Below are 25,746 nucleotides of genomic sequence, written 5' to 3' on the forward strand. Positions count from 1 at the left end.
TCACACACTTCAATGTCTGGAGGGTGCTGTTTAAAAACGCACAGCAGCTGGGTAAAAACTAACATTTTTAAGACGAAAACTAACAACTAGGATGGGGCCAATAAGAAAAACAAGCGAGGCCCCAGATGCCCATTGCAGCTGCTGATTACGATTACGTGGTAGTAGGCGCCGGCCCCGCGGGCTGCCTGCTGGCCAATCGACTGTCCGCCAACCCCGCCCATCGCGTGCTGCTGCTCGAAGCCGGTGGCCGCGACAATTACCCCTGGATCCATATCCCCGTCGGTTACCTGTTCTGCATCGGTAACCCGCGCACCGACTGGTGCTTCAAGACCGAAGCCCAGGAAGGCCTGCAAGGTCGAGCGCTGAGTTACCCGCGCGGCAAGGTGCTCGGCGGTTGCTCCTCCATCAACGGCATGATCTATATGCGCGGCCAGGCCCGGGATTACGATGGCTGGGCGGCCGAAGGCAATGCAGGTTGGGCCTGGAAAGACGTGTTGCCGCTGTTCAAACAGAGCGAAAACCATTTTGCCGGTGAGTCGGAGTTTCACAGCGACGGCGGCGAATGGCGCGTGGAGCAACAGCGCCTGCACTGGCCGATCCTGGACGCCTTTCGTGACGCCGCGGCGCAAAGTGGTATCGCGCCGATCAGCGACTTCAATCAGGGCGATAACGAAGGCTGCGGCTACTTCCAGGTCAATCAGAAGGCCGGCGTGCGCTGGAATGCGGCGAAAGCATTTCTCAAGCCGATCCGCCAGCGGCCTAACCTCACGGTGCTGACTGAAGTCGACGTCGACCGCGTACTGCTCGAAAACGGCCGTGCGTCAGCGGTGGTCGGGCGTCAGCAAGGCCAGCCAGTGACGTGGAAGGCGCGCAAGGAAATCGTGCTGTGCGCAGGCTCCGTGGGTTCGCCGGGCATTCTGCAACGCTCGGGAATCGGCCCGGCCAGCGTGCTCAAACCCTTGGGCATTAATATGCTGCACGAACTGCCCGGGGTTGGCGGCAACTTGCAGGATCACCTGCAACTGCGGCTGATTTACAAACTGGAAAACGCGCGCACGCTCAACCAGGTTGCGGGGACGATGCTCGGCAAAATGGGCATGGGCCTGCGCTACCTGTATGACCGCAGTGGCCCGTTGTCGATGGCGCCCAGCCAGCTCGGCGCATTTGCCCGTTCAAGCCCGGAGCAGACCTCGGCCAACCTTGAATACCACGTGCAGCCGCTGTCCCTGGAACGCTTTGGCGAACCGCTCCACGCGTTTCCGGCGTTTACCGCATCAGTCTGCGACCTACGCCCACAGAGCCGTGGGCGTATTGATATCCGCTCGGCCAACCCCGCAGATGCGCCGCTGATACGGCCAAACTACCTCAGCCACCCGGAAGATTTGCGGGTAGCCGCCGACGCCATCCGCCTGACGCGACGCATTGTTGCCGCGCCGGCCTTGAGCGCGTTCAAACCAGTTGAATACCTGCCCGGCGATTCACTGCAAACTGAAGAACAGCTGCACGAAGCCGCTGCGCGCATCGGCACCACGATCTTCCATCCGGTGGGCACGTGCCGCATGGGCGACGACAAGGACGCCGTGGTCGACGCGCAACTGCGTGTGCACGGCGTACCTGGCCTGCGCATCGCCGACGCCTCGGTGATGCCGCGTATTACGTCCGGTAACACCTGCTCACCTACACTGATGATTGCCGAAAAAGCCGCGCAATTGATCCTGTCGCCGAACACAAGGAATCTTGCCCCCGAGAGAGAAGTGGTTCATGCAATCTGAATAGCGGCGCCGCACCCGGCGCCGACAGTGGAACAACAATAAATAATCACTGTGAGGGATACCCGATGTCAGAACACGCTCAACCCCTGGGCTCAGCGATTAACGCGAGTACCAGCAGCGAATCAAGGAAAGTCATCTTCGCTTCCTCCCTCGGGACGGTTTTCGAGTGGTATGACTTTTTCCTCTACGGCGCCCTTGCGGCAGTGATCAGCAAACAGTTCTTTGCCGGGGTCAACGACACCACGGCGTTCATCTTCGCCTTGATGGCCTTCGCTGCCGGCTTTGTAGTGCGGCCATTCGGCGCGCTGGTGTTCGGCCGCCTGGGCGACATGATCGGGCGCAAATACACCTTCCTGGTGACCATCATTCTGATGGGCGTCGCAACCTTCTGCGTCGGGCTGTTGCCCACTTACGCCAGCATCGGCATTGCCGCACCGATCATCCTGATTGTGCTGCGCATGCTGCAAGGCCTGGCGCTGGGCGGCGAGTACGGCGGCGCCGCCACTTATGTGGCCGAGCATGCGCCTGCGGGCAAGCGCGGTTTTCACACCAGCTGGATTCAGTCCACCGCGACCCTCGGCCTACTGCTGTCACTGTTGGTGGTGTTGGCCTGCCGCTATTTTACCGGCGACCAGTTTGAAGTGTGGGGCTGGCGGATTCCGTTTCTGTTTTCCATCGTGCTGCTGGGCATTTCCACCTGGATCCGCATGAGCCTGCACGAGTCGCCGGCGTTTCTGAAAATGAAAGAGGAAGGCAAGGCGAGCAAGGCGCCGATCCGCGATTCCTTCGGCAAATGGGAAAACCTCAAAGTCGTGCTGATCGCGCTGTTCAGCATCAACGGCGGCCAGGCGGTGACTTTCTACGCGGCGCAGTTTTACGTGCTGTTCTTCCTCACGCAATTTCTGAAAATGGACCCGGCCCTGGCCAATGTGCTGTTGATCATCAGCGTGGTCATTGGCGCGCCGTTCTTCGTATTTTTTGGCTGGCTGTCGGACAAGGTCGGGCGTAAACCCGTGCTGATGCTCGGCCTGTTGCTGGCCACTGTGTTGTACTTCCCGATCTTCAAAAGCCTGGCGCACTACACCAACCCGGCGATGGACCAGGCTACCCATCAGGCACCCATTACCGTACTGGCTGACCCGGCCACGTGCACCTTCCAGTTCGACCCGGTGGGCAAAGCGAAATTTGACAGCCCGTGCGACAGGGTCAAGACCTTCCTGGTCAAGCAGGGCCTGCCTTACAGCAGCGCCTCCGCCCCGGCGGGCAGCCCGGTGCAGGTGAGCGTAGGTGATGTGCAGATCGACGGTTACGACGAAGCTGCGCTGCGCGGCGCCGTGACGCTGGCCGGTTACCCGTCCTCGGCAGATGTGGCTCAGGTGAACAAGGTCATGGTGGTGGTGCTGATCGTGGCATTGATCCTCATCGCGGCGATGTGCTACGGCCCGTTGGCGGCGTTGATGGTGGAGTTGTTCCCGACGCGCATCCGCTACACCTCGATGTCGCTGCCCTACCACATCGGTAACGGCTGGTTTGGCGGGTTCCTGCCGACGGTGTCGTTTGCCTTGGTGGTGTACACCGGCGATATCTTCTATGGCTTGTGGTACCCGGTGGTAGTGACCGGGGTGAGCCTGATTGTCGGGCTGTTCTTCCTCAAAGAAACCCGGCAGGTGGATATCGACAACAACTGACCGGCGCTGCCCCCACCTGTCCTGTGTGGGGGCCCACACAAATTGCTGTATATCCATCCAGATAATGGTTGATCAAATCCCTTCTTTTGCCCATCCTGCTCTGCATTCAACTGTGTAACGAATGGGCTGAGCATGCGGCTGTACCTCTGTGAAAAACCCTCCCAGGCCAAGGATATCGCGGCCGTGCTCGGCGCCAGCCGACGCGGCGACGGTTGCTGGGTGGGAAACGGGGTCACCGTCACCTGGTGCATCGGCCACCTGCTGGAAACCGCCCCGCCAGACGCCTACGACGCCAAATACAAACGCTGGGTACTGGCCGACCTGCCGATCGTCCCGGAAAAATGGAAGATGCAGGTCAAGCCCAAAACGGCCAGCCAGTACAAGGCGGTCAAGCGCCTGCTGGGGGAAGCCCAGGAATTGGTGATCGCCACCGATGCCGACCGCGAGGGCGAAATGATCGCCCGGGAGCTGGTCGAGCATTGCCGTTATCGTGGGCCAATTCAGCGGCTGTGGCTCTCGGCGCTGGATGAAGCCTCCATCCGCAAGGCCCTGGCCGCACTTAAACCCGGTGCCGAAACCTTCAACCTGTACCACTCCGCACTCGGCCGTTCCCGCGCAGACTGGCTGATCGGCATGAACATGAGCCGCCTGTTTACCCTGCTCGGGCGACAGTCCGGGTACCAGGGCGTACTGCCGGTGGGCCGCGTGCAAACCCCGACATTGCGGCTGGTGGTAGACCGCGATCGCAGCATCGCCGACTTTGTGCCTGTGGCTTACTGGGCGATTGATGTGGACCTGCGCCACGAACGCATGACCTTCACCGCCCAATGGCGCGCGGCCGAGGATGCCTGTGATGACCAGGGCCGCTGCCTCAACCCGCAGCTCGCCCGCGACGCAGCCGATGGGATGCGCAACGCAGCCACCGCTCGGCTGGTAAAACTGCGCACTGAACGCATGCGCGAAGTGGCGCCCCTGCCCTTCGACCTCGGCACCTTGCAGGAGATCTGCTCGAAGAAGCTCGGCCTGGGCGCTCAGGAAACGCTCGATATCGCCCAGTCGCTCTACGAAACCCACAAGGCCATCACCTACCCGCGCAGCGACTGCGGTTACTTGCCCGTGAGCCAACACAGCGACGCGCCGAAAATCCTCGCCGCGCTGGGCCGAGCGGACGCAGCGGTGAACGAGCTGATGCCCCATATCGATGCCCAGCGCCGCTCACGAGCGTGGAACGACGCCAAGGTCAGCGCACACCACGGCATCATTCCGACCGGCGCCGGCAAGGATGTCAGCCAACTCACCGGCAAGCATCGCGCGGTGTATACGCTGATTCGGGCGCGCTATCTGGCGCAGTTCCTGCCCAACCATGAGTACGACCGCACCCAGGCCGATTTCGATTGCGCAGGGCAAGCACTGCGCGCGGTAGGCAAAGTGGTGATCGAAGCGGGCTGGAAACGCGCATTGCCCGAAGCGCTGGCACCGGCCAAGGGGCGTGAAGCGCCAGCGCCGCAAGCGTTACCGATGTTGGTGCAAGGCCAGGATTACGCCGTTGCCAGGGTTAATCTCAAAGACCTTTGGACTCAGCCGCCGAAGCCCTTCACCGAAGGCGACCTGATCAAGGCAATGAAAAATGTGGCCAAGCTGGTGGAAGACCCTCTGCTTAAGCAAAAGCTCAAAGACACCACCGGCATTGGCACCGAAGCCACCCGCGCCGGGATCATCCAGGGTTTGTTGGACCGTGGGTATCTGGTGAAAAACGGCAAAGCATTGTCGGCAACCCCGGCAGCGTTCAGTTTGATCGATGCTGTGCCCCGCGCCATCGCCGACCCGGGCACCACCGCCATCTGGGAACAGGCGCTGGACATGGTGCAAAGCGGTGAAATGAGCCTGGAAGAATTTGTCGCCAAACAGGCGGCGTGGATGAGCAAACAAGTGGCACGCTGCAACGGCATGCGCATGACCATTACCGGCCCCGCCAGCCCGGCAGGTCGGGGTAACGCGCCGTGGAAAAAGAAACGCAACAGCGCGCCGCGCAAGACAGCAACGGCCCCCAAGCGCGGCAAAAAACCGACAAGTGCGGGGTAAACATCGAAAAAATCCGGTGAATGACGTTTTTCGACGGTTTTAACGCCGCTTTGGACCTTGCTCCGGCGCAGGCCGTCTAGGATTCTGTAGGGGACCCGCTGACTTCCTAACAACAACACCGGAGTGGCCGCCATGAAAACCGTTGCACAAGTGCTCAAATCCAAGGACCAGAAAAATCAGGACGTGCATACCATCCAATGGGACCACACCGTGTTTGAAGCGCTGGTTCGGATGTCGGAGAAAAACGTCGGGGCCTTGCCGGTCGTCAAGGAAGGCGCGGTGGTCGGGATCATCAGCGAACGGGATTACGCCAGAAAACTGATACTCAAAGGCCTTTCGTCGGTTACCACGCGTGTCGATGAAGTGATGAGTTCTCCAGTGATAACCGTCGATTCGCATAAAAGTGTCGATGAATGCATGAACATCATGACCGACAGTCACCTGCGTCACTTGCCCGTGGTAGAAGAGGGTCAACTGCTGGGCCTGCTGTCCATCGGCGACCTGGTGAAAGAAGCCATCGCCGAGCAGGCAGACCTGATCAAACAGCTGGAGCAATACATTCGCGGCGAATAGGGGAACCCATGCTCGACACGCTGGAACATCAAGAGGACCACCTCGACACCCTGCACCGGGCCATGGCCGAACGGCGCTTTCTGGTGTTGACCGGTGCAGGGATCAGCACATCGTCGGGCATCCCCGACTATCGCGACAGCGAAGGCGTGCGCCGGGGCAAGGCGCCGATGATGTACCAGGAGTTTCTGGCCACCCCGCAAGCACGGCGCCGCTATTGGGCGCGGGCGATGCTGGGCTGGCCAAGGGTGCGTATTGCCCAACCCAACCCGGCCCATCTGGCGCTGGCGACACTGCAGGCACGTGGGCGCATCACCGGGCTCATTACGCAAAACGTCGACACCTTGCATGATCAGGCTGGCAGCCATGATGTGATCGAGTTGCATGGCAGCTTGCATCGGGTGCTGTGCCTGGATTGCCTGCAGCGCAGCACGCGCGACCTGATCCAGCGAGTGATGGAGGATCAGAATCCCTACCTGGCGGGTGTCGATGCCGTACAGGCGCCCGACGGCGATACGCTGCTCGATCCGGCATTTGAAGAGCGCTTCCAGGCCCCCCACTGCCCGCATTGCAACGGCCAACGGCTGAAACCGGATGTGGTGTTCTTTGGCGAAAACGTCGCTCAAGCTACGGCGGCCAAGGCAATGGCAGCGGTGGAACATGCAGAGGGTTTGCTGGTAGTAGGCTCTTCACTGATGGCCTATTCGGCGTTTCGCCTGTGCAAAGCGATGGTTGAGCAAGGCAAACCGGTGGTCGCCATCAACCTCGGCAAGACGCGCGGGGATGAGCTGTTGCAGGTGAAGATCGAGGCATCGTGCGAGCGGTTGCTGCCCTTACTCGTCGAAAGATTGCATTAGCGCGAACAACGCAAATCAAACTGTGGGAGCTGGCTTACCTGCTTTCACAGGTATTTATGTCGGATGTGCGATCTCGACAGTCAGACCGTCCACTCCAAAAAATGACGCCCAAGTCACGTTTTCCGGCATTCTCCCGCGCCCACGACAATTTATGTAGTGCTTAAAAAATATCACTACATAATCGTTGACGTAATCTTTTTGACCTTGCATTATCGAGACGTCTCCCGGATCGGGAGCGTTGGTAACAAGCGTTTTGAAAGAGCTCGTCTGACCGCCGAGCTGTTTTTTCCGGATGTGCACTGCCCACAAGGCAGATTGATGAAGCAGACCGACCCGCAAGGCTCGGTACAAGGGGCTCAATCGCTGCTTGTCTTCGCTAATGAAATCATTACGTAGCCGCTCATCAACAAGACTACATGCATCAGGTTCAAGACCCTGCCCGTACTCGGCAGACCGTTACTGACGCCCGGTTTTCACAACCGGAGACAACTTAGCAGTACTAACGAATCAACTGATAGATCGCCAACTGGTCAAGGGGCTTACACATGAATCTGAACAACCAACCCACTATCGATGAATTGGCTGAGATGTTCGCAGCGCAGAAAGACACTCTCGACGACCATGTCCTGTGGATTGGCAAATCGGGCGAAGTGCAACTTGACTGCCTGGCGCCCAATACCGAGGAAGCCGAATTTGACCGCAATAACCGTGAGCTGGCAGCGCGCCTGAAGGTGTACCGCCGTGGCCAGGGTTATGTCGGCAAGAAGGCTGCGGCTGATCGCAACTTTATCGAACAGGTCTTTCACACACTTAATAACGAGTGGCAGCACCTCAACGGCCAGTCGCGCGTAAAAGTGATTGATAGATACTGCTGATAACACAGCATTAAACATTTAAGCCCGCTCGCTTATTCGAGCGGGCTTTTTAATATCCAATCCTGATTAAACTTATAACAAAGCCGGAAACCGGCCCTTACTCGCTTCATCGCGAAAAATATCAAACAATACCTGCGCCGCTGCCGACAGTTCATGCCCCGGTTTGGTCAGCACTCCAATCGGCCGCTCGATCACCGGATCGCTCAGCGTGATGCAATGGGCACCCGCCTCCTCCATCTGCCGCGCGCACAATGCGGGCACGGCGCTGACACCCAAGCCACTGGCAACCATCTTCCCCACCGTCGCCAATTGATGACTTTCCAACGCTACCGGCAATTTCATCTGCAGGGCACTCAAGTGTTCCTCCAGCATCACCCGCACCGTGGACGGCCGTTGCAAGGTAATGAACGGTTGCTCCAACAGGGTCTTCCAGTCGATTTGCGCGCGGTGTGCCAAAGGCGAATCACCCGGCACTACGGCGATAAACCGGTCTACATATAAAGGCGTGAATGCCAGAGAGGAACCATCGGACGGCTCGAATGCCACGCCCAGCTCCACTTGGCGGTCACGGACCATCTCCATAACCTGCTCGTTGATCAAGTCATGCACCGTCACGTTCACCTGAGGGTAACGTGCACGGAATATTTTCAGGATCGGCGGCAGCAAATTGCCCGCAAACGACGGCATCGCCGCCACGGTCACCCGCCCGCGTTGCAGGGTAAATCGCTGACGCAATTCGTCTTCAGCGTTATCCCAGTCAGCGATTAATCGCCGTGCGAGTGGCAACAGGGATTCCCCTTCGGGCGTCAGCGCGACGTTACGCGTATTGCGGCTGAACAGGCGCCCGCCCAAGCCCTCTTCCAAGCCTTTAATGGTCAAGCTCAACGCCGACTGAGAAAGGTGCAAGCGCTCGCAAGCCGCGGCAAAACTCAGGCTCTGGGCCACGGCCAGAAAGGCCCGCATCTGTTTGACGGTCATGACGCAACTCCGAAGGGCGTATCGACTATGCTGTTTTTTAAATCAATCAACCTTAAAAAACAACTTAACAAATCAATCCGTCAGCGCAACACTCAGGTCACTGGCTGGACCACACACAAAAAAAAGAGGTGCATATGGCAGGTTTCGATAAACGCGTGGCGTCCTACGAAGAAGCGCTGGCGGGCCTGGAAGACGGCATGACCGTACTCTCCGGTGGTTTTGGCCTGTGTGGCATTCCGGAAAACCTCATCGCCGAGATAAAGCGCAAAGGCACCCGCGACCTGACCGTGGTTTCCAACAACTGCGGCGTGGACGGTTTCGGCCTGGGCGTGCTGCTGGAAGAAAAGCAAATCAGCAAAGTGATCGCGTCCTATGTCGGTGAAAACGCCCTGTTCGAGAAGCAATTGCTCAGCGGCGAAATCGAAGTGGTGCTCACCCCTCAAGGCACGCTCGCAGAGAAAATGCGCGCAGGCGGTGCCGGCATCCCGGCCTTCTTCACCGCCACCGGCGTTGGCACTCCAGTTGCCGAGGGCAAGGAAACCCGCGAATTCAATGGCCGCCCTTACCTGATGGAAGAGTCCATCACTGGCGACTTCGCCATCGTCAAAGGCTGGAAAGCCGATCATTTTGGCAACGTCATCTATCGCCACACCGCCCAAAACTTCAACCCGCTGGCCGCCACCGCCGGCAAGATCACCGTGGTCGAAGTCGAAGAAATCGTTGAACCGGGCGAGCTGGACCCGGCGCATATCCACACCCCTGGGATCTACGTCGACCGGGTCATTTGCGGCACGTTCGAGAAGCGCATCGAACAGCGCACCGTGCGCAAATAACCCGCCTCCAGCTCGAATAATAAGGACACCTGACATGGCTCTTACCCGCGAACAAATGGCTCAACGCGTCGCCCGCGAAATGCAGGACGGGTTCTACGTCAACCTTGGCATCGGCATTCCGACCCTGGTAGCCAACTACATCCCCGAAGGCATGGAAGTGATGCTGCAGTCGGAAAACGGCCTGCTCGGCATGGGCCCGTTTCCTACCGAAGAAACCATTGATGCCGACATGATCAACGCCGGCAAGCAGACCGTAACGGCCCGCATCGGCGCCTCGATCTTCTCTTCCGCCGAATCCTTCGCAATGATTCGCGGCGGCCACGTCGACCTCACGGTACTCGGCGCGTTTGAAGTGGACGTACAAGGCAACATCGCCTCATGGATGATTCCCGGCAAGCTGGTGAAGGGTATGGGCGGCGCCATGGACCTTGTGGCGGGTGCGGAAAACATCATCGTGATCATGACCCACGCGTCCAAGGACGGTGAGTCCAAGTTGCTCAGCCAATGTAGCCTGCCGCTGACCGGCGCCCATTGTATCAAGCGCGTATTGACTGACCTTGCGTACCTGGAAATTGAAAATGGCGCTTTTGTCCTCAAGGAACGCGCACCTGGCGTCAGCGTTGAAGAGATTGTGAGCAAGACCGCCGGTAAACTGATCGTCCCGGACCACGTTCCAGAAATGCACTTCCAGTGAGGACAGATTCCATGCAAGACGTCGTGATTGTTGCTGCCACCCGCACCGCCGTGGGCAGCTTCCAGGGTTCGCTGGCGAATATTCCGGCACCGGAGCTGGGCGCGGCCGTAATCCGTCGCCTGTTGGAGCAAACCGGCCTGGACCCGGCTCAAGTCGATGAAGTCATCCTCGGCCAGGTGCTCACCGCTGGCAGTGGCCAAAACCCGGCACGCCAGGCGTCGATTCTCGCCGGCCTGCCCCACGCCGTGCCCGCCATGACCCTGAACAAGGTCTGCGGCTCGGGCCTCAAGGCGCTGCACCTCGGCGCTCAAGCTATTCGTTGCGGTGACGCCGACGTCATCATCGCCGGCGGCATGGAAAACATGAGCCTGGCCCCCTACGTGTTGCCTGCAGCGCGCACCGGCTTGCGCATGGGCCACGCCAAGATGATCGACAGCATGATCACCGACGGCCTGTGGGATGCGTTCAACGACTATCACATGGGCATCACCGCCGAAAACCTGGTGGACAAATACGGCATCAGCCGCGAAGCCCAGGACACATTTGCCGCCGCCTCCCAGCAAAAAGCCGCGGCGGCTATCGAGGCCGGACGTTTTGCCGATGAGATCACGCCAATCCTGATTCCCCAACGCAAAGGCGACCCGGTGGCCTTCAGCGTCGACGAACAGCCGCGCGCTGGCACCACCGCCGAATCATTGGCCAAGCTCAAACCCGCGTTCAAAAAAGACGGCAGCGTTACCGCCGGCAATGCTTCCAGCCTCAACGACGGCGCTGCTGCCGTGCTGCTGATGAGCGCCGATAAAGCCAAGGCACTTGGCCTGCCAATACTCGCCCGCATCGCCAGCTATGCCAATGCGGGCGTCGACCCTGCGATCATGGGCATTGGCCCAGTCTCGGCGACCCGTCGCTGCCTGGACAAAGCCGGTTGGAGCCTGGGCGACCTGGACCTGATCGAAGCCAACGAAGCCTTCGCCGCGCAAGCCCTGGCGGTGGGCAAAGAGCTTGAGTGGGACGTCGAGAAGGTCAACGTCAACGGCGGCGCCATTGCCATCGGCCACCCGATCGGCGCCTCAGGCTGCCGCGTGCTGGTGACCCTGCTGCATGAAATGATCAAGCGCGATGCCAAAAAAGGCTTGGCGACCCTGTGCATCGGTGGCGGCCAAGGCGTGGCCCTCGCCCTCGAACGCAGCTGATTCAACGAGCAACATGGAAAAGGCCCGGTTCCACGAAAACCGGGCCTTTTCTTTGCGCGCGCTACCAGAATAAACGCAGTCAAAATGTGGGAGCGGGCTTGCTCGCGAAGGCGGTGTGTCAGTCACATCAACTTGCCTGACACACCGCCTTCGCGAGCAAGCCCGCTCCCACATTTTTGATTTGCACAGTCAGTCAAACCGTGGCACCGCAAACACCGCATTCGCCCGCGCCACTACTTTCTCTCCCACCTGCAGGCTCACCGTGGCAAATTCAACCTGGCGCCCACGCTTGTGATGCTCCAGCCGCACCACAATCCACTCCCCCACCTGCACCGCCCCCAAATAATCCACGGTCATGCTCGCCGTAATCAACGGCAGCGGCGGCTCGCTGGAAAACGCCATCGCGTACCCCATGCCGATATCAGCCAGAGTCGCCAACACCCCGCCATGCACCGTGCCGCGCCCATTGGCGTGACGATTGTCGGCGCGCAGGCCGATTTCCAGTTGCACACCCTCGCCTCGACAATAAGCCGGGCCGAGCAAGTCGAGAAGCGGGCTACTGCGTGGCAGCGAGATAAACCCTTCGGGCACGGCGTGAGCAATCATGGTGAGTTCATCCTTGGAGACAGGGTTGAGATTTAACTCAACCCACCGTCAGCCGCCACCACCATCAACCCGACCGATTACGCGTGATCAGCTAACGCTTCATACAGCGTTGATAGCGCTCATCCACGCGCTTGGCGAACCACGCCGTCGTGAGGTTTCGGGTAATCTTCGGACTCTTAAGCACAATGCCCGGCAAAATCGCCCGTGGCATCGGCTTACCGGCGGCCTTCTCAGCCAGGGCAAATACGCGCTTGTAGAGGGTCGTCTCCTCAAAATCCGGTTGCTCGCCCTGCTCCAGCTGGCTGCGGATGCTGGGGTTGCGCATATCCAGCTTCGCGCCCAGCGAGCGTACCGCCAACTCGGTGGTGCCTGGCAACAATGAACCGTAGGAAATCAAATCACCGTCCAGCGCCAGCTCGGTGCCAGTGACACGGCTGACAGCCGCCTGGAACGCGGCGTTACGGCTGGCGTACCAGCCCGCGTTGAAGTCGGCAAAGCGATACAGCGGCCGGTCATAATTCACCGGGTAACCGAGCAAATGCGCGATGCCGAAATACATGCCGCCTCGACGGGTGAAGACTTCCCGACGAATCGTTCCATCAATAGTGTAGGGATAACCCCGCGCCTGTTTTTGCGCAAACTCGATGCTGACCTGCATGGGGCCTGCGGTATGCACCGGGTTAAAGCCACCGAATAGCGTGCTGCCCAAGGGCACCATGCTGATGAAGTCGTCAAAAATCCCGCTCAGGTCTTTCTCGGTGCGCGCGGCGTTCAGCCGGTCGGCGTAAGACTTGCCATTCGGCGAGCGCAATTGCAGCGAGGTACGCACGACAAAGGCCGGTACATGAACTTTGCCCGCGCGCCGCAGCATTTCGTCCATGGCGATTTTGCCCATGTTCGGCACGGGTGGATCGACCTGATAGGTGGACTCTTGTTCGGTCACCGCCAATACGGCGCAGATATTTTCAGTGCCGGGGTAGATCTTCTGCGTGTCGAAGGCCGTGTAAATGTCCTGCGCCCAGCCATTGCGGTCGGCCACCGTAGCGGGCAGCAGGCGCACAATCTGCGCCTTCACCTCGGCTTCGCTGCGCTCGGGCAATTGCGGCCCGCGTGAGGTAGAGCAGCCAGCCAGCACCAGCAAGGTCGTGAGAAACAGGATCAGTCGGTTTGAATACATGGGGCTTCCTTGGACAACGGCAGGCTGGGCATTGCGGATATCGACAGGTAAGTCTAACCGGGGTTCGCCGACCTGCTGCACTCCCAGTGGTGACCGAACGTGACAAGGCCAGACGCTAGCAGTCTCTCAGGAGAATTCGATGCCTGGTATCAAGAGCACGCGTGCTGCTGAAACATCCCACGCAACGCCCGGATAAGCTCTACATCTCTTCTCTGAAAACCTCTGCAAAGTCCTTCGCCTGATCACACAGTGCGAGGGATTGCAGATGGTTTTTTTCGTTAGAGCCCCGATTGTTGGGGCTGTCTCTTGATCGCCGCTACCGGCCAAACCATTGGCCTTCTGGTACTGGCGGCCATGGATTCGAATACCCGCGACGTCGAATCCGTCATCAGCGATTTCAAACGCTGCCTTAATAGTTACGACACCTGGGCGGAAAGCTTTTTCAGTTTTTCGGCGCTGGATATCGAGCAGGTATTCAAGGTCGGGGATGAAGTGGCGCTGGTGGCGCCAATCAACGGCGCAATCCTGCCCAGCAGCAGCGTCGCCACCTGCAAGGCCAACGGCACGTTGACCCTGGTGCATATGTTCCAAAGCGCGAAGTTTGTGCCCATTGGCAACACCCCGGTGATGCTGCAACGCATCGATCCTGCTGGCGCCCCGTTGGGCGAACCTATTCATAAGACGATTGGCCCGAGCGGCATTCTCGAAATCACTGAGTGTGATCGCAATCAAACGTATCAAGTCAGTTTCTACCCCAACGTTTCCAAAGCGCATTACAAGGCATTGTATGCGTCCTATCAGTCGGTTATCGCACCGCTGGAGGGCTGGTTGCGAAGTGAGTGGACGACCACTTTCGGACCGATCTGGAAAAACTACTCCGAGGCGAACTACCTCACCCGTTACCTCCTGCTGCACAAAGCTTACGCCCGAGGGTTTGGCGAGGCGTTGCAATCGCTGTGGGACAACATCAAACAGCTGTGCGAGTGGATTTCCCATCCGTTGGTGTATGCCGAAAAACTACTGCATTACCTGTCCCAGGCCGAGTTTGAAAAACTGCTGGCGCTAAGCGCGGACACCCTCGCAAAAGCCTTGCTGGTGCTCAGTGATGAGCCGCTGATGTTTATTCATCTGTCGGCATTCGTGAGTTGGATGCGGTTGATGCCGCCGCCGTATATGAATGAGTTGCTGGGCGAGATCAGCGGCGAAGTGCTGATCAACCTGCTGCTGGGTTTAGCCACTGCCTGGATAGGCGTGGTGGTGCGCATAAGCCCGAAGGTGCTGGCTGGTATCAAGTCTCGCCGGGCGCGTGGGTGGTTGCAGCACGTGGCCAAACAGTTCGGAAAATCTCGCCTGGATCAGCATGCGCAAGTGGCAAAGCCGATCTTGCTGGGTGGGCCGGCGACGTCGATCAAGACGATCCCGGCTGCGTCGTTGAAGGCTGGGGATCAGGTGGTTTCGAACCCGGTGCCGGCGGTTCGTGGCAAGACACAGCGGACGGTGCTGGTGAGGCAAGAGCATGTCGACGATGTGCCCTCGTCGGGGAAGAACCAGAACGGGGATGCTGCCGCCTCGGCTGATAAAACCGCTACCAACGGTTGCCCGGTGTCGATGGTGACCGGGGAGGAATTGCTAACACTGACCGACGGCACTTTGGATGGGATTTTGCCGTTTGAGTGGAAGCGGCTTTATCGCACCAGTGCGGTGGAAGTGGATTGCGGGTTGGGGTTTGGCTGGAGTCACTCTCTGGCACAGCGGCTAGCCATCGTGGGTGATTCGGTGGTTTGGACGGACCACGAGAATCGTTCGACTGAGTTTCCGCTTCCTACTGTGTCCCGGCCTGCAATCACCAACAGTCTCGCTGAAGCTGCGATTTATTTAGGTTCGTTGCCTGATGAGTTGGTGCTGGCTCAAGACTCGCGGTTCTACCACTTTCGCGATGGTTCGCTGACAGCGATCAGTGATGCTTATGACAACAGGCTGCGGATTTTTCGGGACCTGTTGGGACGGGTTGAGCGGCTCGATAACGGCGTGGGTCGTTCGCTGCTTTTGCGCTATGAGCATGGCCACATTGTTGCGGTGGACTATCAGGTTCATCGGGCAGAAGGACCGGGGCCGTTTGTCTGGGTCACCGAGCAGAACGTTGTTTCCTACAGCTATGACGACATTGGACGACTGGCTTCGGCGACCAATGCCGTAGGCGAAAGTGAGGTTTATCGGTACGACGAGCAGCACGTCATCCTTGAACGCCAGTTGGCCGGTGGGGCGAGTTTCTTTTGGGAGTGGGAGCGGGCTGGAAAGGCGGCGCGGTGTGTTCGGCACTGGGCCAGTTTTTCGCAGATGGATACGCGGTATGCGTGGGGTGATGACGGTCGGGTCACGGTTCACAACGCCGATGGTAGCCAGGAAGTGTACGTGCACGATCAACGTGCGCGGCTGGTGCAGCGTATTGATCCTGATGGCGCGCAGCACCTCAAATCCTATGACGACAAAGGCCGGCTGACAGTTGAGCAGGATCCGCTGGGGACGGTGACGGCATATCAATATGACGAAGCCGGACGCTTGGTGGCGCTATTTCCCGGGGACGATGAGCCGACGTCCTACGAGCATGACAACGGTTTCGTACGGGTTGTGCGGCGTGGGGAGGCAGTCTGGAAGTACGAGCGCAATGATCAGGGCGATGTCACGCGTAAGACCGATCCTTCCGGCAGCGTTACCGACTACAGCTACAACAAACACGGGCGACTGACGGGGGTTTGGTATCCCGACAACAGCTGTCATCGGCTGGTGTGGAATGAGCTGGGGCAGCTCACTGAGGAACAACTACCCAATGGCGGGGTTAAGCGCTATCGCTATGACGATCTGGGACGACAGGTTGCTCGCGAGGATGAATTTGGCGCCCTGACTCAGTACCAGTTGGACAGTGTTGGTCGGCTGATTCGCGTGGTTCTGCCGGGCGGCACTACGCGGGAATATAGCTACAACCCCTACGGAAAAATCACCGCTGAACGTGATGAGCTGGGGAACGTCATCCGTTACGAATACGGCGACGGGCTGCACCTCATCAGCCGCCGCATCAATGCCGATGGCACCCAAGTCAAATACCGTTACGACAACACGCGATTACTGCTGACCGAAATCGAAAACGAGGTCGGCGAAGTTTATGGGCTTCAATACCACCCCAACGGTCTGATCCAGCAAGAGGTTGGCTTTGACGGCCAGCGCACCGCCTACGTCTACGACCTCAACGGCAACCTGCGGGAAAAGACCGAGTACGGCGACCACGGCAGTCAGCTAATTACCCGCTACACGCGAGACCACGCCGGACGCCTTGTAAGAAAAACCCTCCCCGATGGCAAAACCGTCAATTACACCTACGACCGCCAAGGCAATCTCCTCGGCGTCAACGACGGCCACTGGGCGCTGGCTTACGAATACGACACCCAAAACCGCCTCACCGCCGAACATCAAGGCTGGGGCACATTGCGCTATGCCTACGACGCCTGCGGACATCTGAAAAACCTGCGCCTGCCGGACAACAACCGCATCACCTTCAATCATGAAAAAGGCGGCCATCTCGCCACCGTCGAGTTGAACGGCGACCCCCTCACCTCCCACCTATTCAAGGCAGGCCGCGAACGACAGCGCCAACAAGGCCAACTGATCAGCCACTACGGGTACGACGAGCAAAACCGCCTGCACGCCCACGTAGTCACTCAGCAGAAACACGATCTCTACCAACGCCACTACGACTACGAAAAAACCGGCAACCTCAGCCGCATCCTCGACACCCGCAAAGGCGAACACCATTACCAGTACGACCCCCTCGCCCGCCTGACCCGCGTCGATCACTCGCAAGACGAGCAAGAACGCTTCGGCCACGACCCGGCGGGCAACCTGCTGATGCTAGACCGCCCCGGCCCAGACATCGTGGCTGGCAATCGATTGATGATTCAGGGCGATCATCAGTACGACTACGATGCCTTCGGCAACCTGATCCGCGAAAGACGCGGGCGCGAACACCGGTTAGTCACCGAATACCGCTACGACTGCCAGCATCGGTTGATTGGAATCACCCAACCCAACGGACAAACCGCCAGCTATCGCTATGATCCATTTGGCCGGCGCATCAGCAAAACCGTTGACGACATAACCACGGAGTTTTTCTGGCAAGGCGAAAAGCTGATCGCCGAACACCACGCGGATCGGCACCGCAGCTACATCTACGAACCCGAAAGTTTCCGCCCGCTGGTCTTGCTGGAAGGCTTCGGCCCAAAAGCCACAAAGCCCTACCACTACCAACTCGACCATCTCGGCACCCCGCAGGAACTCACCAACCCCAACGGCGAAATCGTCTGGTCTGCGCATTACAAGTCCTACGGCAAAATCAGCCGATTGGATGTAGGCAAAATCGACAACCCGCTGCGCTTCCAAGGCCAATACTTCGACCCCGAAAGCGGCCTGCACTACAACCGCCATCGCTACTACAATCCAGATATTGGTCGTTACCTGACACCAGACCCGGTGAAATTGGCGGGCGGGATCAACGCGTACCAATACGTGCCCAACCCGACGGGATGGGTCGATCCAATAGGCTTAAATACATGCCCAGGTGGGGATGGGTGCAAACCGCAATCAAAAATAAAGAGGCCCAACGAGAAGGCAAAGGTCGACGAAAAGACACCACTGCCTCCAACATCACAGAAGAAACAGCGATATTTATACCGTGGAGATTTGCGAGAACCGGATGAAATCTTCGAAAAGGGATTTGAGAGTCGAGGATCAAGCACAGACCTTTACCTTCACTCAGTAAACAACGCCAGCCCTCCGAGTAACTTTGTACCCACTTCGACCTCTAGCGCCCAAGCTTTGGTATTCGCATCAAACTATGGACTCGAAGAAGGGTTTCTTTATACGCTAAGAAAAATTCCTGGGAGAGATGTAAATAAAGAACTAGGACCGCGTTCCAAACACAAAAATGAATTAGAAATCGCGATACCAGAGCGTATAGATACCAAAGATATTCTAGGTGCTTCTCCAGTCAATGAAGACGGCACTTACAAGGGATACACAATATTGAACCCTAATAGGAAGTTCCCATGAAATCACGTGAAATCACCATGATTAAAAATGGCATACGCGAAACCGCGATAATTGAATATGAGGGAGGCAGACCAACGCTTTACCTCCTGCTAGACGGTGAAAAACGAAAAACCTACACCGCAATGGACCTATTCGACTGTTTCGGTTTAATGAGGGCAGACCTGAAAGATATAAAATTTCTATGCAAAGGCGCAAAAATAAACGTACACACATCAGGAATGTCATCGCACATGTCTAACGGTCTTGTTGCTTACGAGATGACTATGGGTATTCCAGAGGGTGAGCTTGTGCATATTTTCTCTTACGACGAAAGCAATCTCACCAACGATATACAAGAGCAACGCGACTTCTGCCAACGCTGGGCAGAATCGGTGTAGGAGTATTGCGAAGTTCCTGCGACGAGCTAGCGCACTCGCCACAGGATTAAGACGCGGAATTAAATCCCCGCCAACGCCAAATCCATCGCAAAGTACGTAAAGATCAAATCCGCCCCCGCGCGTTTGATTGACCCCAACGTCTCCCGCACCACTCGCGCTTCATCAATCGCGCCAGCTTGCGCGCCGAACTTGATCATCGCGTACTCGCCGCTGACCTGGTACGCCGCCACTGGCAGGCGCGAGGCTTCGCGGATGTCGCGAATAATGTCGAGGTACGCGCCGGCTGGCTTGACCATCAGCGCGTCGGCGCCTTCCTGTTCGTCCAGCAGGGATTCGCGCACGGCTTCGCGGCGGTTCATCGGATTCATCTGGTAGCTTTTGCGATCGCCCTTGAGCGCGCTGCCGCCGGCTTCGCGGAACGGGCCGTAAAGGGCCGAAGCGAATTTGGTGGAGTAGGCCATGATGGGGATGTGGGTGAAACCGGCGTCATCCAGGGCGCGGCGGATGGCCTGGACCTGGCCGTCCATGGCGGAGGACGGCGCGATGACATCGGCACCCGCGCGGGCGGCGGCGACGGCTTGTTTGCCGAGGTTGATCAGGGTGGCGTCGTTGTCGACGTGGGCGCCGTGCATCACGCCGCAGTGGCCGTGGTCGGTGTATTCGCAGAAGCAGGTGTCGGACATCACGATCATTTCCGGCACGGCGTCCTTGATGATCGAGGACATGCGCGAGACCAGGCCGCGTTCTTTCCAGGTGTCGCTGCCTTTGGCGTCCAAGTGGTGGGAGACGCCAAAGGTCATTACCGATTTGATCCCGGCGCGAGCGTAACGCTCGATTTCAGCGGCGAGTTTCTTCTCGGGGATGCGCTGCACGCCGGGCATGCTGGTGATGGGCACGAAGTCGTCGATTTCTTCTTCGACGAAAATCGGCAGTACCAGGTCGTTGAGAGTGAATTCGGTTTCCTGGAACAAGCCACGCAGCTCCGGGGAGCGGCGCAGGCGGCGTGGGCGAGCTTGGGGGAACTGGCTGGTCATGGTTTTCCTGACTGGATGCTAAACGGTAACGGCATGAATCTTTGGGGCAAAAGCTTATGCCCCCGGGCCAGGCAGCACAAACGCCAGGGGCCCAACAGTGTATTACGCGACTCGCAACAATTCGTTGATCTAGAGCTGTACATGCCCTTCGATGCAGACGGCTACCGCGCCGCCGATCCAGATTTCATCGCCTTGGCGCTCTACATGAATGCGCCCCGCTCGCCCGATGGCCGTGCCTTGGCTGACAACGTAGCGATCAGGTGCCAGCCCCTCAGCCAGCAACCACTGGGCGACGCCGGCATTCAGGCTGCCGGTGGCCGGGTCTTCCTGGGCGCCATCGCCGGCGACGAACGCGCGGACTTCGAAGTGTGCGTCTATATCGTCACGCGACGGGTTGCAGGGGGCGATTACGCCTATGGCCAAACCGTGCAGTTGTGAATAGTCAGGCTGCAGGGCAAGCACCTGGTCTCGATCGGCAAGCATCAATGCCAGCCAGCCGGCACCGTTGTCGACCCATTGGCTGCGCACAATGGCGTGTGGTGTGAGGCCCAACGCCAGACGCACGCGCTCCAGCAACGGCGGTTCCACCGCGCCGGAACGCAATAATGGCGGTGCGATAAACGCCAGTTGCCGGCCTTGTCGACGGATACGCACCAAGCCTATTTCGCACTCCTGGATGATCTCCTCGCCTTTCGGTGTGCCGCCTGCTTGCAGCCACGCATGGCAACTGCCCAGCGTCGGGTGCCCGGCGAAGGGCAGTTCCTTGAGCGTGGTGAAAATTCTGACGCGGTAGTCGGCCTTAGGGTCGCGCGGCGTCAGCAAGAACGTGGTTTCGCTGAGGTTGGTCCAGTTGGCGAAATCAGCCATCTGTTGGTCTGTCAGGCTGTCAGCGCCCAAAACCACGGCCAGCGGGTTGCCCTTGAGCGCGACGCTGCTGAAGACATCCAGCTGTTTGAAATCGAAGGTCTGCATGTTTTAACCCGGAATGCTCAAGCCACGAATAACCGCCGGGCGTGCGACAAAGCCGTCCAGCACGCGCAGCACGTTGGGGAAATCGGCAATGCCGACCAGGTCGCCGGACTCATAGAAACCGATCAGGTTGCGAACCCAAGGAAACGTGGCGATGTCGGCGATGCTGAACTCGTCGCCCATGATCCAGGTGCGGCCCAGCAGGCGTTTTTCCAAAACCTCCAGCAAACGCCGAGACTCGGCCACGTATCGGTCTCGCGGGCGTTTGTCTTCGTAAGCCTTGCCGGCAAATTTGTTGAAGAACCCCACTTGGCCGAACATTGGGCCAATACCGGCCATCTGGAACATCAGCCATTGAAAGGTTTCGTAGCGGGTGGCCGGGTCTTCGGACAGCAGCTGGCTGGTTTTTTCCGCGAGGTAAATCAGGATCGCCCCGGATTCGAACAGCGCCAGCGGCTGGCCGCTCGGGCCATTCGGGTCGATGATTGCGGGGATTTTGTTGTTGGGGTTAAGCGACAGAAATTCCGGAGACAACTGGTCGTGGGTCTCAAAACTGACCTTGTGCGCCTCGTACGGCAGGCCCAGTTCTTCGAGCATGATCGAGACTTTGACCCCGTTGGGCGTGGGCAACGAATACAGTTGCAGCCGTTCCGGGTGTTGAGCAGGCCATTTGCTGTTAATCGGGAAAGCGGCGAGTGCGTTCATCGGAAAGTCTCTCGGCGGAAAGTCCCCATAATAGCCACCTGCCCGGCGTCCTGCATGGGTCATCATCTCGCAACATTGGCGCGCTAATCTGCCGCGTGGGCGAACCAAAGTTCCCAAGTGCACTCTTAAGTGCGCTATACAGGTGAAAGGAGACACCTCGTTACAACGACACGGAAAACCACGGGACGCTGGATGCGTCACTGGGGCCGGGCTTGTCCGCCCTAATCCGAAGCATGAAGACTCGAATCTATAATGACTATCAAGCCTCTGTGCCTTGCGCAACGACTCAAACGTTATTCATACATTCTGCTGCCGGTACTCTTGGTTGGCGGCGCGATCGGCCTGACGCTGCAGGCGCGAATCAGCAGTGCAGACCCGGTGGACGGCGTGCAGACGCTGGTGTTCCTGCGTCACGGCGAAAAACCGGCCGGCGGCCTGGGCCAACTCAATTGCCAAGGGCTCAACCGCGCGATGAACCTGGCCACGGTGCTGCCGGAAAAATTCGGTAAGGCCGACTATGTGTTTGCCGCGAACCCGACCCGCAATGTCGAGGAAGGCGAGAAGGATAATTCCTACAGCTACATTCGCCCCTTGATGACCATCAGCCCCAGCGCGATAAAGCTCGGCCTGCCGGTGAACATCAAGTTCTCCGCCAACGATACCCGCGCCCTCGCCGACGAACTGGTGGAAGACAAGTACCACAATGCGGTCATCTACACCGCTTGGTCCCATGGCTACCTGCCGGATTTGATCAACAGGGTGGCCAGCGAAGCGTCGGGTGAGAAACACACCATCACCGACGATTGGTCAGGCAGTGATTACGACACGCTTTATGTACTGACGCTGACCTGGCACAACGGCAAGGCCTCGCTGCTCAGCCGCAACTACAAGCAAGGCCTGAATAACGGCGAAGAGACCTGCCCTGAGCCGACACAGGTAAGCGCCGAAAGCTGAAGTGCCTGGCGATTTGCAGGAGGCGTATGATGCGCGGTTATTGACTCATCTGCGGATCACCACCATGTCAAACCTCGCCTCCACCCAGCCCACTCGGGGCTGGGCCTTCTGGTGGAAACCAGCCCTGTTTTTAATCGTCGCCTGCGTGGGCCTGTACTACGTGAAGTGGTCGCCCTACTACTTCAAGGCGTTCACGGCGGCGGATAGCCACAGCATTGGCGCCTCGATCATCAATGATCAGCAAACATCACCCTTGTTGGCGGCGTGGGCGTATGCCCAGGTGTATTTCCTCGCGATCTGGAAAGCCGCCGTATTGGCGGTGATCCTCGGCTCGCTGCTGCAAGTCTTGATCCCCCGCGATTGGCTGTTGCGTCTGTTTGGCCGCGCTGGCCTGGGCTCCACCGTGCGTGGCGGGTTGTTCGCATTGCCGGGCATGATGTGCAGCTGCTGCGCGGCGCCCGTGGCTGCCGGCATGCGCCGTCAACAGGTGTCGGTGGGCGCGGGGCTGGCCTTCTGGATTGCCAACCCGGTGTTGAACCCTGCCACGCTGGTGTTCATGGGGTTTGTATTGGGTTGGGGTTTCACCGCCTTGCGACTGGTTGCAGGAGTTGTGCTGGTGGTCGGCGTGTCGTTGATCGCCCAGCGCATTGCACGTCCCGACCACGTGCCGGAAGCGGCGTTGGACGCGGTAGCCGGGGCCAGCGCAGTCGAGTCGCAACCATTTCTGAGCCGCTGGTTGCGCACGCTGTGGCAGCTGTTCTGGAGCACGATTCCGATCTACATCGTGGCGGTATTGTTTCTGGGTGCAGCGCGGGTCTGGTTGTTCCCGCATGTGGACGGGGCCATGGCCAACAGCCTGGTCTGGCTGGTGCCTCTGGCCATTGTCGGCACGCTGTTTGTGATTCCGACAGCGGCCGAGATCCCTATCGTACAAACCATGATGACCCTGGGCATGGGCACCGGCCCGGCCGTTGCTTTGCTCATGACCCTGCCGAGCGTGAGCCTGCCGTCGCTGCTGATGCTGCGCAAGGATTTCGATGCGCGGGTACTGGTGACGGTGGCCGGGCTGACCATGCTGGTCGGCGTGATAAGCGGGTTGATCGGTGCGGTCATCCTTTAGCGCAACGCTCGCGCAGGTACTCCACGACAGCAGCCTGTTCCCCTGAAAACTCGATGCGTGCGCCTTTGCTTTCTCGCTGGAAGGCGTACATCGGGTCGTAATACTCTCGCAGCAGGCCTTCGATCCAGCCTCGATGCATATCCACTGCGCCACTGCGCGCCTGTTCCGCCAAGGCGTCCTGCAGGATCGTCTGCAACCGCTGGAACCGCTCGCCACCCAGGCGTTTGTGAATATTGGTGAGGCTCTGGCTCAGGCGTTCGGCAAACAGCGCCTGGCCGTCGTCGCCAAATACCCGGATGAATTCAGCGCACAGGTCGACCACGTAATCGCGCAGGATCCGCTCGACGCGTCGTTCCAGACCGTCTTCCAGCCAAACCATCGGGAAGCTCTGCATGCCCTTGTGCAACGGCAATGGCAACGCGCAACTGCCGATCATGCGACTTTCATCCTCGACTACAAACTGCTCGATGCCGCCCGCGCGTTTTTTCAGCAGGTCCACCGCCAGGCGGTTTTCGAAGTCGATGTTGGACGGCTGCGCGGTGGCACGCTTACCAAAGCTGGAACCGCGGTGGTTTGCATGGCCTTCCAGGTCCAGCGCGTTCTTCAACTGGCCGAGCACTTCGGTCTTGCCCGTACCGGTCATGCCTCCCAACACCACGAAATCACATTGCTGCGCGACTTGGTCGAGGGTGTCCACCAAAAATGTACGCATGGCTTTGTAACCCCCGCCAACGCGAGGGTAGTCAATGCCGGCTTCGGTCTTCAACCATTGCTGCACGATCTGTGAGCGCAGGCCACCGCGAAAGCAGTACAAATACCCTTCGGGGTTGGCCTGGGCGAACCGCGCCCATTGCTCGATACGTTCAGCCTTGATGGCGCCGGACACCAGTTCATGCCCCAACACAATGGCCGCTTGCTGGCCCTGCTGTTTGTAACAGGTGCCGACGCGCTGGCGCTCCTCGTCGGTCATCAGTGGCAAGTTGACCACGCCAGGAAAGGCGCCCTTGGTGAATTCGATCGGCGCGCGGGTATCCATCATCGGCCGATCGTTGAGGAAGATGTCGCGGTAATCGGTGATATCAGTCGCCATCAAATCACCTCAACCGCGTTTTTCTGTCGCTCAACCAGTTCGCCGATGGGTTGCAGGTTCAAGCCCAATTCAGCCGCCACCGCGTGGAACTCAGCGTCGCCCTCAGGCGTTACGGCGATCAGCAAGCCTCCGCTGGTCTGCGGGTCGCACAGCACGCGCTTGTGCAGTTCCTGCAGGCGTCCGAGCTTGCTGGCGTAACTGTCGAAGTTGCGCAGTGTGCCGCCGGGCATGCAGCCTTGGTCCAGATAGTCCTCGACCCCCGGCAGGCGTGGGACTTTTTCATAGTCGATGCGCGCCGTCAGCCCGCTGCCGTCGGCCATTTCCACCAGGTGACCCAACAGGCCGAAACCGGTGACGTCGGTCATGGCCGTCACGCCTGCCAGCTTGCCGAAGCGGCTGCCAGGCTTGTTGAGGGTACACATCCAGTCACGGGCGAGGCCGATGTCCGCCTCGCGCAGTTTGCCCTTTTTCTCGGCCGTGGTGAGGATGCCGATGCCCAGCGGCTTGGTCAGGTACAGCTTGCACCCGGCGGTGGCGGTGTCGTTGCGCTTCATATGGCGCTTTTGCACAATGCCGGTCACCGCCAGGCCAAAAATCGGCTCAGGCGCGTCGATGGAATGGCCACCCGCAAGCGGAATGCCCGCCGCGTCGCACACCGAACGCCCGCCACGAATCACTTCCCGGGCGATTTCCGGGGCCAGTACATTGACCGGCCAACCGAGAATGGCAATGGCCATCAACGGGTCGCCGCCCATGGCGTAGATGTCGCTGATGGCATTCGTGGCGGCAATGCGCCCAAAGTCGAACGGGTCGTCGACAATCGGCATGAAGAAATCGGTGGTAGAAACCACGCCGCGCTCGTCGTCAATCGCGTAGACCGCTGCATCGTCCCGCGAGGCGTTGCCCACCCACAAGTTCGGGTCGAGGTTCTGCGCGCCACTGCCGGCAAGAATTATCTCCAACACCTGGGGCGATATTTTGCAGCCGCAACCCGCGCCGTGACTGTATTGGGTGAGGCGAATCGGCTCGTTCATGGTGGACCTCAAACTATCAAGTGAGCGGAGTCTACCAG

At 59.0% G+C, this 25,746-nt stretch carries 21 protein-coding genes; 13 read left to right on the forward strand and 8 right to left on the reverse strand.

What is annotated here, in order from left to right; all coding sequences use genetic code 11:
- Positions 1–125: 125 nt before the first annotated feature.
- From Q7C20_RS10980 to Q7C20_RS11005, 6 genes are all read left to right on the forward strand, one after another.
- Positions 126–1,772, forward strand: coding sequence for a GMC family oxidoreductase (locus Q7C20_RS10980; protein WP_375067272.1), 1,647 nt, complete (start codon positions 126–128; stop codon positions 1,770–1,772).
- A gap of 65 nt (positions 1,773–1,837) precedes the next feature.
- A complete protein-coding gene (locus tag Q7C20_RS10985) occupies positions 1,838–3,460 on the forward strand; it encodes an MFS transporter (RefSeq protein ID WP_375067274.1) in 1,623 nt (540 codons plus the stop codon).
- A gap of 132 nt (positions 3,461–3,592) precedes the next feature.
- Positions 3,593–5,542 carry a DNA topoisomerase III gene (locus tag Q7C20_RS10990; protein ID WP_375067276.1) on the forward strand — a complete coding sequence of 650 codons (1,950 nt, stop codon included), beginning with the start codon at positions 3,593–3,595 and terminating at the stop codon, positions 5,540–5,542.
- A 132-nt stretch (positions 5,543–5,674) separates the two neighbouring features.
- On the forward strand, positions 5,675–6,115 hold the full coding sequence (locus Q7C20_RS10995) for a CBS domain-containing protein (protein ID WP_375067277.1): 441 nt from the start codon (positions 5,675–5,677) through the stop codon (positions 6,113–6,115).
- A gap of 8 nt (positions 6,116–6,123) precedes the next feature.
- A complete protein-coding gene (locus Q7C20_RS11000; protein ID WP_375067279.1) occupies positions 6,124–6,969 on the forward strand; it encodes an NAD-dependent protein deacetylase in 846 nt (281 codons plus the stop codon).
- A gap of 545 nt (positions 6,970–7,514) precedes the next feature.
- Complete coding sequence (locus Q7C20_RS11005; RefSeq protein WP_078741804.1) at positions 7,515–7,844, forward strand: hypothetical protein; 330 nt, start codon at positions 7,515–7,517, stop codon at positions 7,842–7,844.
- Positions 7,845–7,916: 72 nt separating this feature from the next.
- On the opposite strand, the gene Q7C20_RS11010 is transcribed toward Q7C20_RS11005, so the two are convergent.
- A complete protein-coding gene (locus Q7C20_RS11010; protein ID WP_348054837.1) occupies positions 7,917–8,822 on the reverse strand; it encodes a LysR substrate-binding domain-containing protein in 906 nt (301 codons plus the stop codon).
- 134 nt (positions 8,823–8,956) lie between these two features.
- On the opposite strand from Q7C20_RS11010, the gene Q7C20_RS11015 reads away from it, so the two are divergent.
- The 3 genes from Q7C20_RS11015 to Q7C20_RS11025 are packed head-to-tail and all read left to right on the forward strand — an operon-like array spanning position 8,957 to position 11,542.
- Positions 8,957–9,655: a CoA transferase subunit A gene (locus tag Q7C20_RS11015; protein ID WP_017135012.1), complete on the forward strand. Its 699-nt coding sequence runs from the start codon at positions 8,957–8,959 to the stop codon at positions 9,653–9,655.
- 34 nt (positions 9,656–9,689) lie between these two features.
- The gene (locus Q7C20_RS11020) at positions 9,690–10,349 is read left to right on the forward strand and encodes a CoA transferase subunit B (RefSeq protein ID WP_010211320.1); all 660 of its coding nucleotides are present in this window, start codon (positions 9,690–9,692) and stop codon (positions 10,347–10,349) included.
- Between the two features lie 11 nt (positions 10,350–10,360).
- A complete protein-coding gene (locus tag Q7C20_RS11025) occupies positions 10,361–11,542 on the forward strand; it encodes an acetyl-CoA C-acetyltransferase (protein ID WP_375067281.1) in 1,182 nt (393 codons plus the stop codon).
- A gap of 189 nt (positions 11,543–11,731) precedes the next feature.
- On the opposite strand, the gene Q7C20_RS11030 is transcribed toward Q7C20_RS11025, so the two are convergent.
- Both Q7C20_RS11030 and Q7C20_RS11035 read right to left on the reverse strand, forming a co-directional pair.
- Positions 11,732–12,148 carry a PaaI family thioesterase gene (locus Q7C20_RS11030; protein WP_375067282.1) on the reverse strand — a complete coding sequence of 139 codons (417 nt, stop codon included), beginning with the start codon at positions 12,146–12,148 and terminating at the stop codon, positions 11,732–11,734.
- Between the two features lie 91 nt (positions 12,149–12,239).
- Positions 12,240–13,325, reverse strand: a complete 1,086-nt coding sequence (locus Q7C20_RS11035; RefSeq protein WP_375067284.1) for a DUF1615 domain-containing protein — start codon at positions 13,323–13,325, stop codon at positions 12,240–12,242.
- Between the two features lie 354 nt (positions 13,326–13,679).
- Here Q7C20_RS11035 and Q7C20_RS11040 point away from each other — a divergent pair, with 354 nt between their 5' ends.
- Together Q7C20_RS11040 and Q7C20_RS11045 are read left to right on the forward strand one after the other, a co-directional pair.
- Positions 13,680–18,425 (forward strand): RHS repeat-associated core domain-containing protein, encoded by a 4,746-nt coding sequence (locus tag Q7C20_RS11040; protein ID WP_375067413.1) that lies wholly within the window; start codon positions 13,680–13,682, stop codon positions 18,423–18,425.
- Positions 18,422–18,802 carry a hypothetical protein gene (locus tag Q7C20_RS11045; RefSeq protein ID WP_375067286.1) on the forward strand — a complete coding sequence of 127 codons (381 nt, stop codon included), beginning with the start codon at positions 18,422–18,424 and terminating at the stop codon, positions 18,800–18,802. The genes Q7C20_RS11040 and Q7C20_RS11045 overlap by 4 nt, the downstream gene beginning before the upstream one ends.
- Before the next feature lie 59 nt (positions 18,803–18,861).
- On the opposite strand, the gene hemB is transcribed toward Q7C20_RS11045, so the two are convergent.
- The 3 genes from hemB to Q7C20_RS11060 all read right to left on the reverse strand — a co-directional run bounded on the left by hemB (position 18,862) and on the right by Q7C20_RS11060 (position 21,510).
- On the reverse strand, positions 18,862–19,836 hold the full coding sequence (gene hemB / locus Q7C20_RS11050; protein ID WP_375067288.1) for a porphobilinogen synthase: 975 nt from the start codon (positions 19,834–19,836) through the stop codon (positions 18,862–18,864).
- 129 nt (positions 19,837–19,965) lie between these two features.
- Positions 19,966–20,808, reverse strand: coding sequence for a PhzF family phenazine biosynthesis protein (locus Q7C20_RS11055; RefSeq protein ID WP_375067289.1), 843 nt, complete (start codon positions 20,806–20,808; stop codon positions 19,966–19,968).
- A gap of 3 nt (positions 20,809–20,811) precedes the next feature.
- Positions 20,812–21,510 (reverse strand): glutathione S-transferase N-terminal domain-containing protein, encoded by a 699-nt coding sequence (locus Q7C20_RS11060; RefSeq protein WP_375067291.1) that lies wholly within the window; start codon positions 21,508–21,510, stop codon positions 20,812–20,814.
- Between the two features lie 252 nt (positions 21,511–21,762).
- Between Q7C20_RS11060 and Q7C20_RS11065 the strand changes: the two genes are divergently transcribed.
- Together Q7C20_RS11065 and Q7C20_RS11070 are read left to right on the forward strand one after the other, a co-directional pair.
- A complete protein-coding gene (locus Q7C20_RS11065) occupies positions 21,763–22,464 on the forward strand; it encodes a histidine phosphatase family protein (protein ID WP_348054828.1) in 702 nt (233 codons plus the stop codon).
- A gap of 64 nt (positions 22,465–22,528) precedes the next feature.
- A complete protein-coding gene (locus tag Q7C20_RS11070) occupies positions 22,529–23,584 on the forward strand; it encodes a permease (RefSeq protein ID WP_375067292.1) in 1,056 nt (351 codons plus the stop codon).
- On the opposite strand, the gene mnmH is transcribed toward Q7C20_RS11070, so the two are convergent.
- The gene (mnmH, locus tag Q7C20_RS11075; RefSeq protein ID WP_375067294.1) at positions 23,574–24,674 is read right to left on the reverse strand and encodes a tRNA 2-selenouridine(34) synthase MnmH; all 1,101 of its coding nucleotides are present in this window, start codon (positions 24,672–24,674) and stop codon (positions 23,574–23,576) included. The genes Q7C20_RS11070 and mnmH overlap by 11 nt on opposite strands.
- Positions 24,674–25,708, reverse strand: a complete 1,035-nt coding sequence (selD, locus tag Q7C20_RS11080; protein WP_348054825.1) for a selenide, water dikinase SelD — start codon at positions 25,706–25,708, stop codon at positions 24,674–24,676. Before selD ends, mnmH begins: the two co-directional genes overlap by 1 nt.
- Between the last annotated feature and the right edge of the window lie 38 nt (positions 25,709–25,746).

The sequence above is a fragment of the Pseudomonas sp. AMR01 genome (genome assembly GCF_041946035.1).
In the GTDB taxonomy this organism is placed as follows: domain Bacteria; phylum Pseudomonadota; class Gammaproteobacteria; order Pseudomonadales; family Pseudomonadaceae; genus Aquipseudomonas; species Aquipseudomonas antarctica_B.

Excerpts from the sequence above, each read along its gene's own strand:
- Q7C20_RS10980 (WP_375067272.1), top strand. The coding sequence starts at position 126 with ATGCCCATTGCAGCTGCTGATTACGATTACGTGGTAGTAGGCGCCGGC.
- Q7C20_RS10985 (WP_375067274.1), top strand. The coding sequence starts at position 1,838 with ATGTCAGAACACGCTCAACCCCTGGGCTCAGCGATTAACGCGAGTACC.
- Q7C20_RS10990 (WP_375067276.1), top strand. The coding sequence starts at position 3,593 with ATGCGGCTGTACCTCTGTGAAAAACCCTCCCAGGCCAAGGATATCGCG.
- Q7C20_RS10995 (WP_375067277.1), top strand. The coding sequence starts at position 5,675 with ATGAAAACCGTTGCACAAGTGCTCAAATCCAAGGACCAGAAAAATCAG.
- Q7C20_RS11000 (WP_375067279.1), top strand. The coding sequence starts at position 6,124 with ATGCTCGACACGCTGGAACATCAAGAGGACCACCTCGACACCCTGCAC.
- Q7C20_RS11005 (WP_078741804.1), top strand. The coding sequence starts at position 7,515 with ATGAATCTGAACAACCAACCCACTATCGATGAATTGGCTGAGATGTTC.
- Q7C20_RS11010 (WP_348054837.1), bottom strand. The coding sequence starts at position 8,822 with ATGACCGTCAAACAGATGCGGGCCTTTCTGGCCGTGGCCCAGAGCCTG.
- Q7C20_RS11015 (WP_017135012.1), top strand. The coding sequence starts at position 8,957 with ATGGCAGGTTTCGATAAACGCGTGGCGTCCTACGAAGAAGCGCTGGCG.
- Q7C20_RS11020 (WP_010211320.1), top strand. The coding sequence starts at position 9,690 with ATGGCTCTTACCCGCGAACAAATGGCTCAACGCGTCGCCCGCGAAATG.
- Q7C20_RS11025 (WP_375067281.1), top strand. The coding sequence starts at position 10,361 with ATGCAAGACGTCGTGATTGTTGCTGCCACCCGCACCGCCGTGGGCAGC.
- Q7C20_RS11030 (WP_375067282.1), bottom strand. The coding sequence starts at position 12,148 with ATGATTGCTCACGCCGTGCCCGAAGGGTTTATCTCGCTGCCACGCAGT.
- Q7C20_RS11035 (WP_375067284.1), bottom strand. The coding sequence starts at position 13,325 with ATGTATTCAAACCGACTGATCCTGTTTCTCACGACCTTGCTGGTGCTG.
- Q7C20_RS11040 (WP_375067413.1), top strand. The coding sequence starts at position 13,680 with ATGGATTCGAATACCCGCGACGTCGAATCCGTCATCAGCGATTTCAAA.
- Q7C20_RS11045 (WP_375067286.1), top strand. The coding sequence starts at position 18,422 with ATGAAATCACGTGAAATCACCATGATTAAAAATGGCATACGCGAAACC.
- hemB (WP_375067288.1), bottom strand. The coding sequence starts at position 19,836 with ATGACCAGCCAGTTCCCCCAAGCTCGCCCACGCCGCCTGCGCCGCTCC.
- Q7C20_RS11055 (WP_375067289.1), bottom strand. The coding sequence starts at position 20,808 with ATGCAGACCTTCGATTTCAAACAGCTGGATGTCTTCAGCAGCGTCGCG.
- Q7C20_RS11060 (WP_375067291.1), bottom strand. The coding sequence starts at position 21,510 with ATGAACGCACTCGCCGCTTTCCCGATTAACAGCAAATGGCCTGCTCAA.
- Q7C20_RS11065 (WP_348054828.1), top strand. The coding sequence starts at position 21,763 with ATGACTATCAAGCCTCTGTGCCTTGCGCAACGACTCAAACGTTATTCA.
- Q7C20_RS11070 (WP_375067292.1), top strand. The coding sequence starts at position 22,529 with ATGTCAAACCTCGCCTCCACCCAGCCCACTCGGGGCTGGGCCTTCTGG.
- mnmH (WP_375067294.1), bottom strand. The coding sequence starts at position 24,674 with ATGGCGACTGATATCACCGATTACCGCGACATCTTCCTCAACGATCGG.
- selD (WP_348054825.1), bottom strand. The coding sequence starts at position 25,708 with ATGAACGAGCCGATTCGCCTCACCCAATACAGTCACGGCGCGGGTTGC.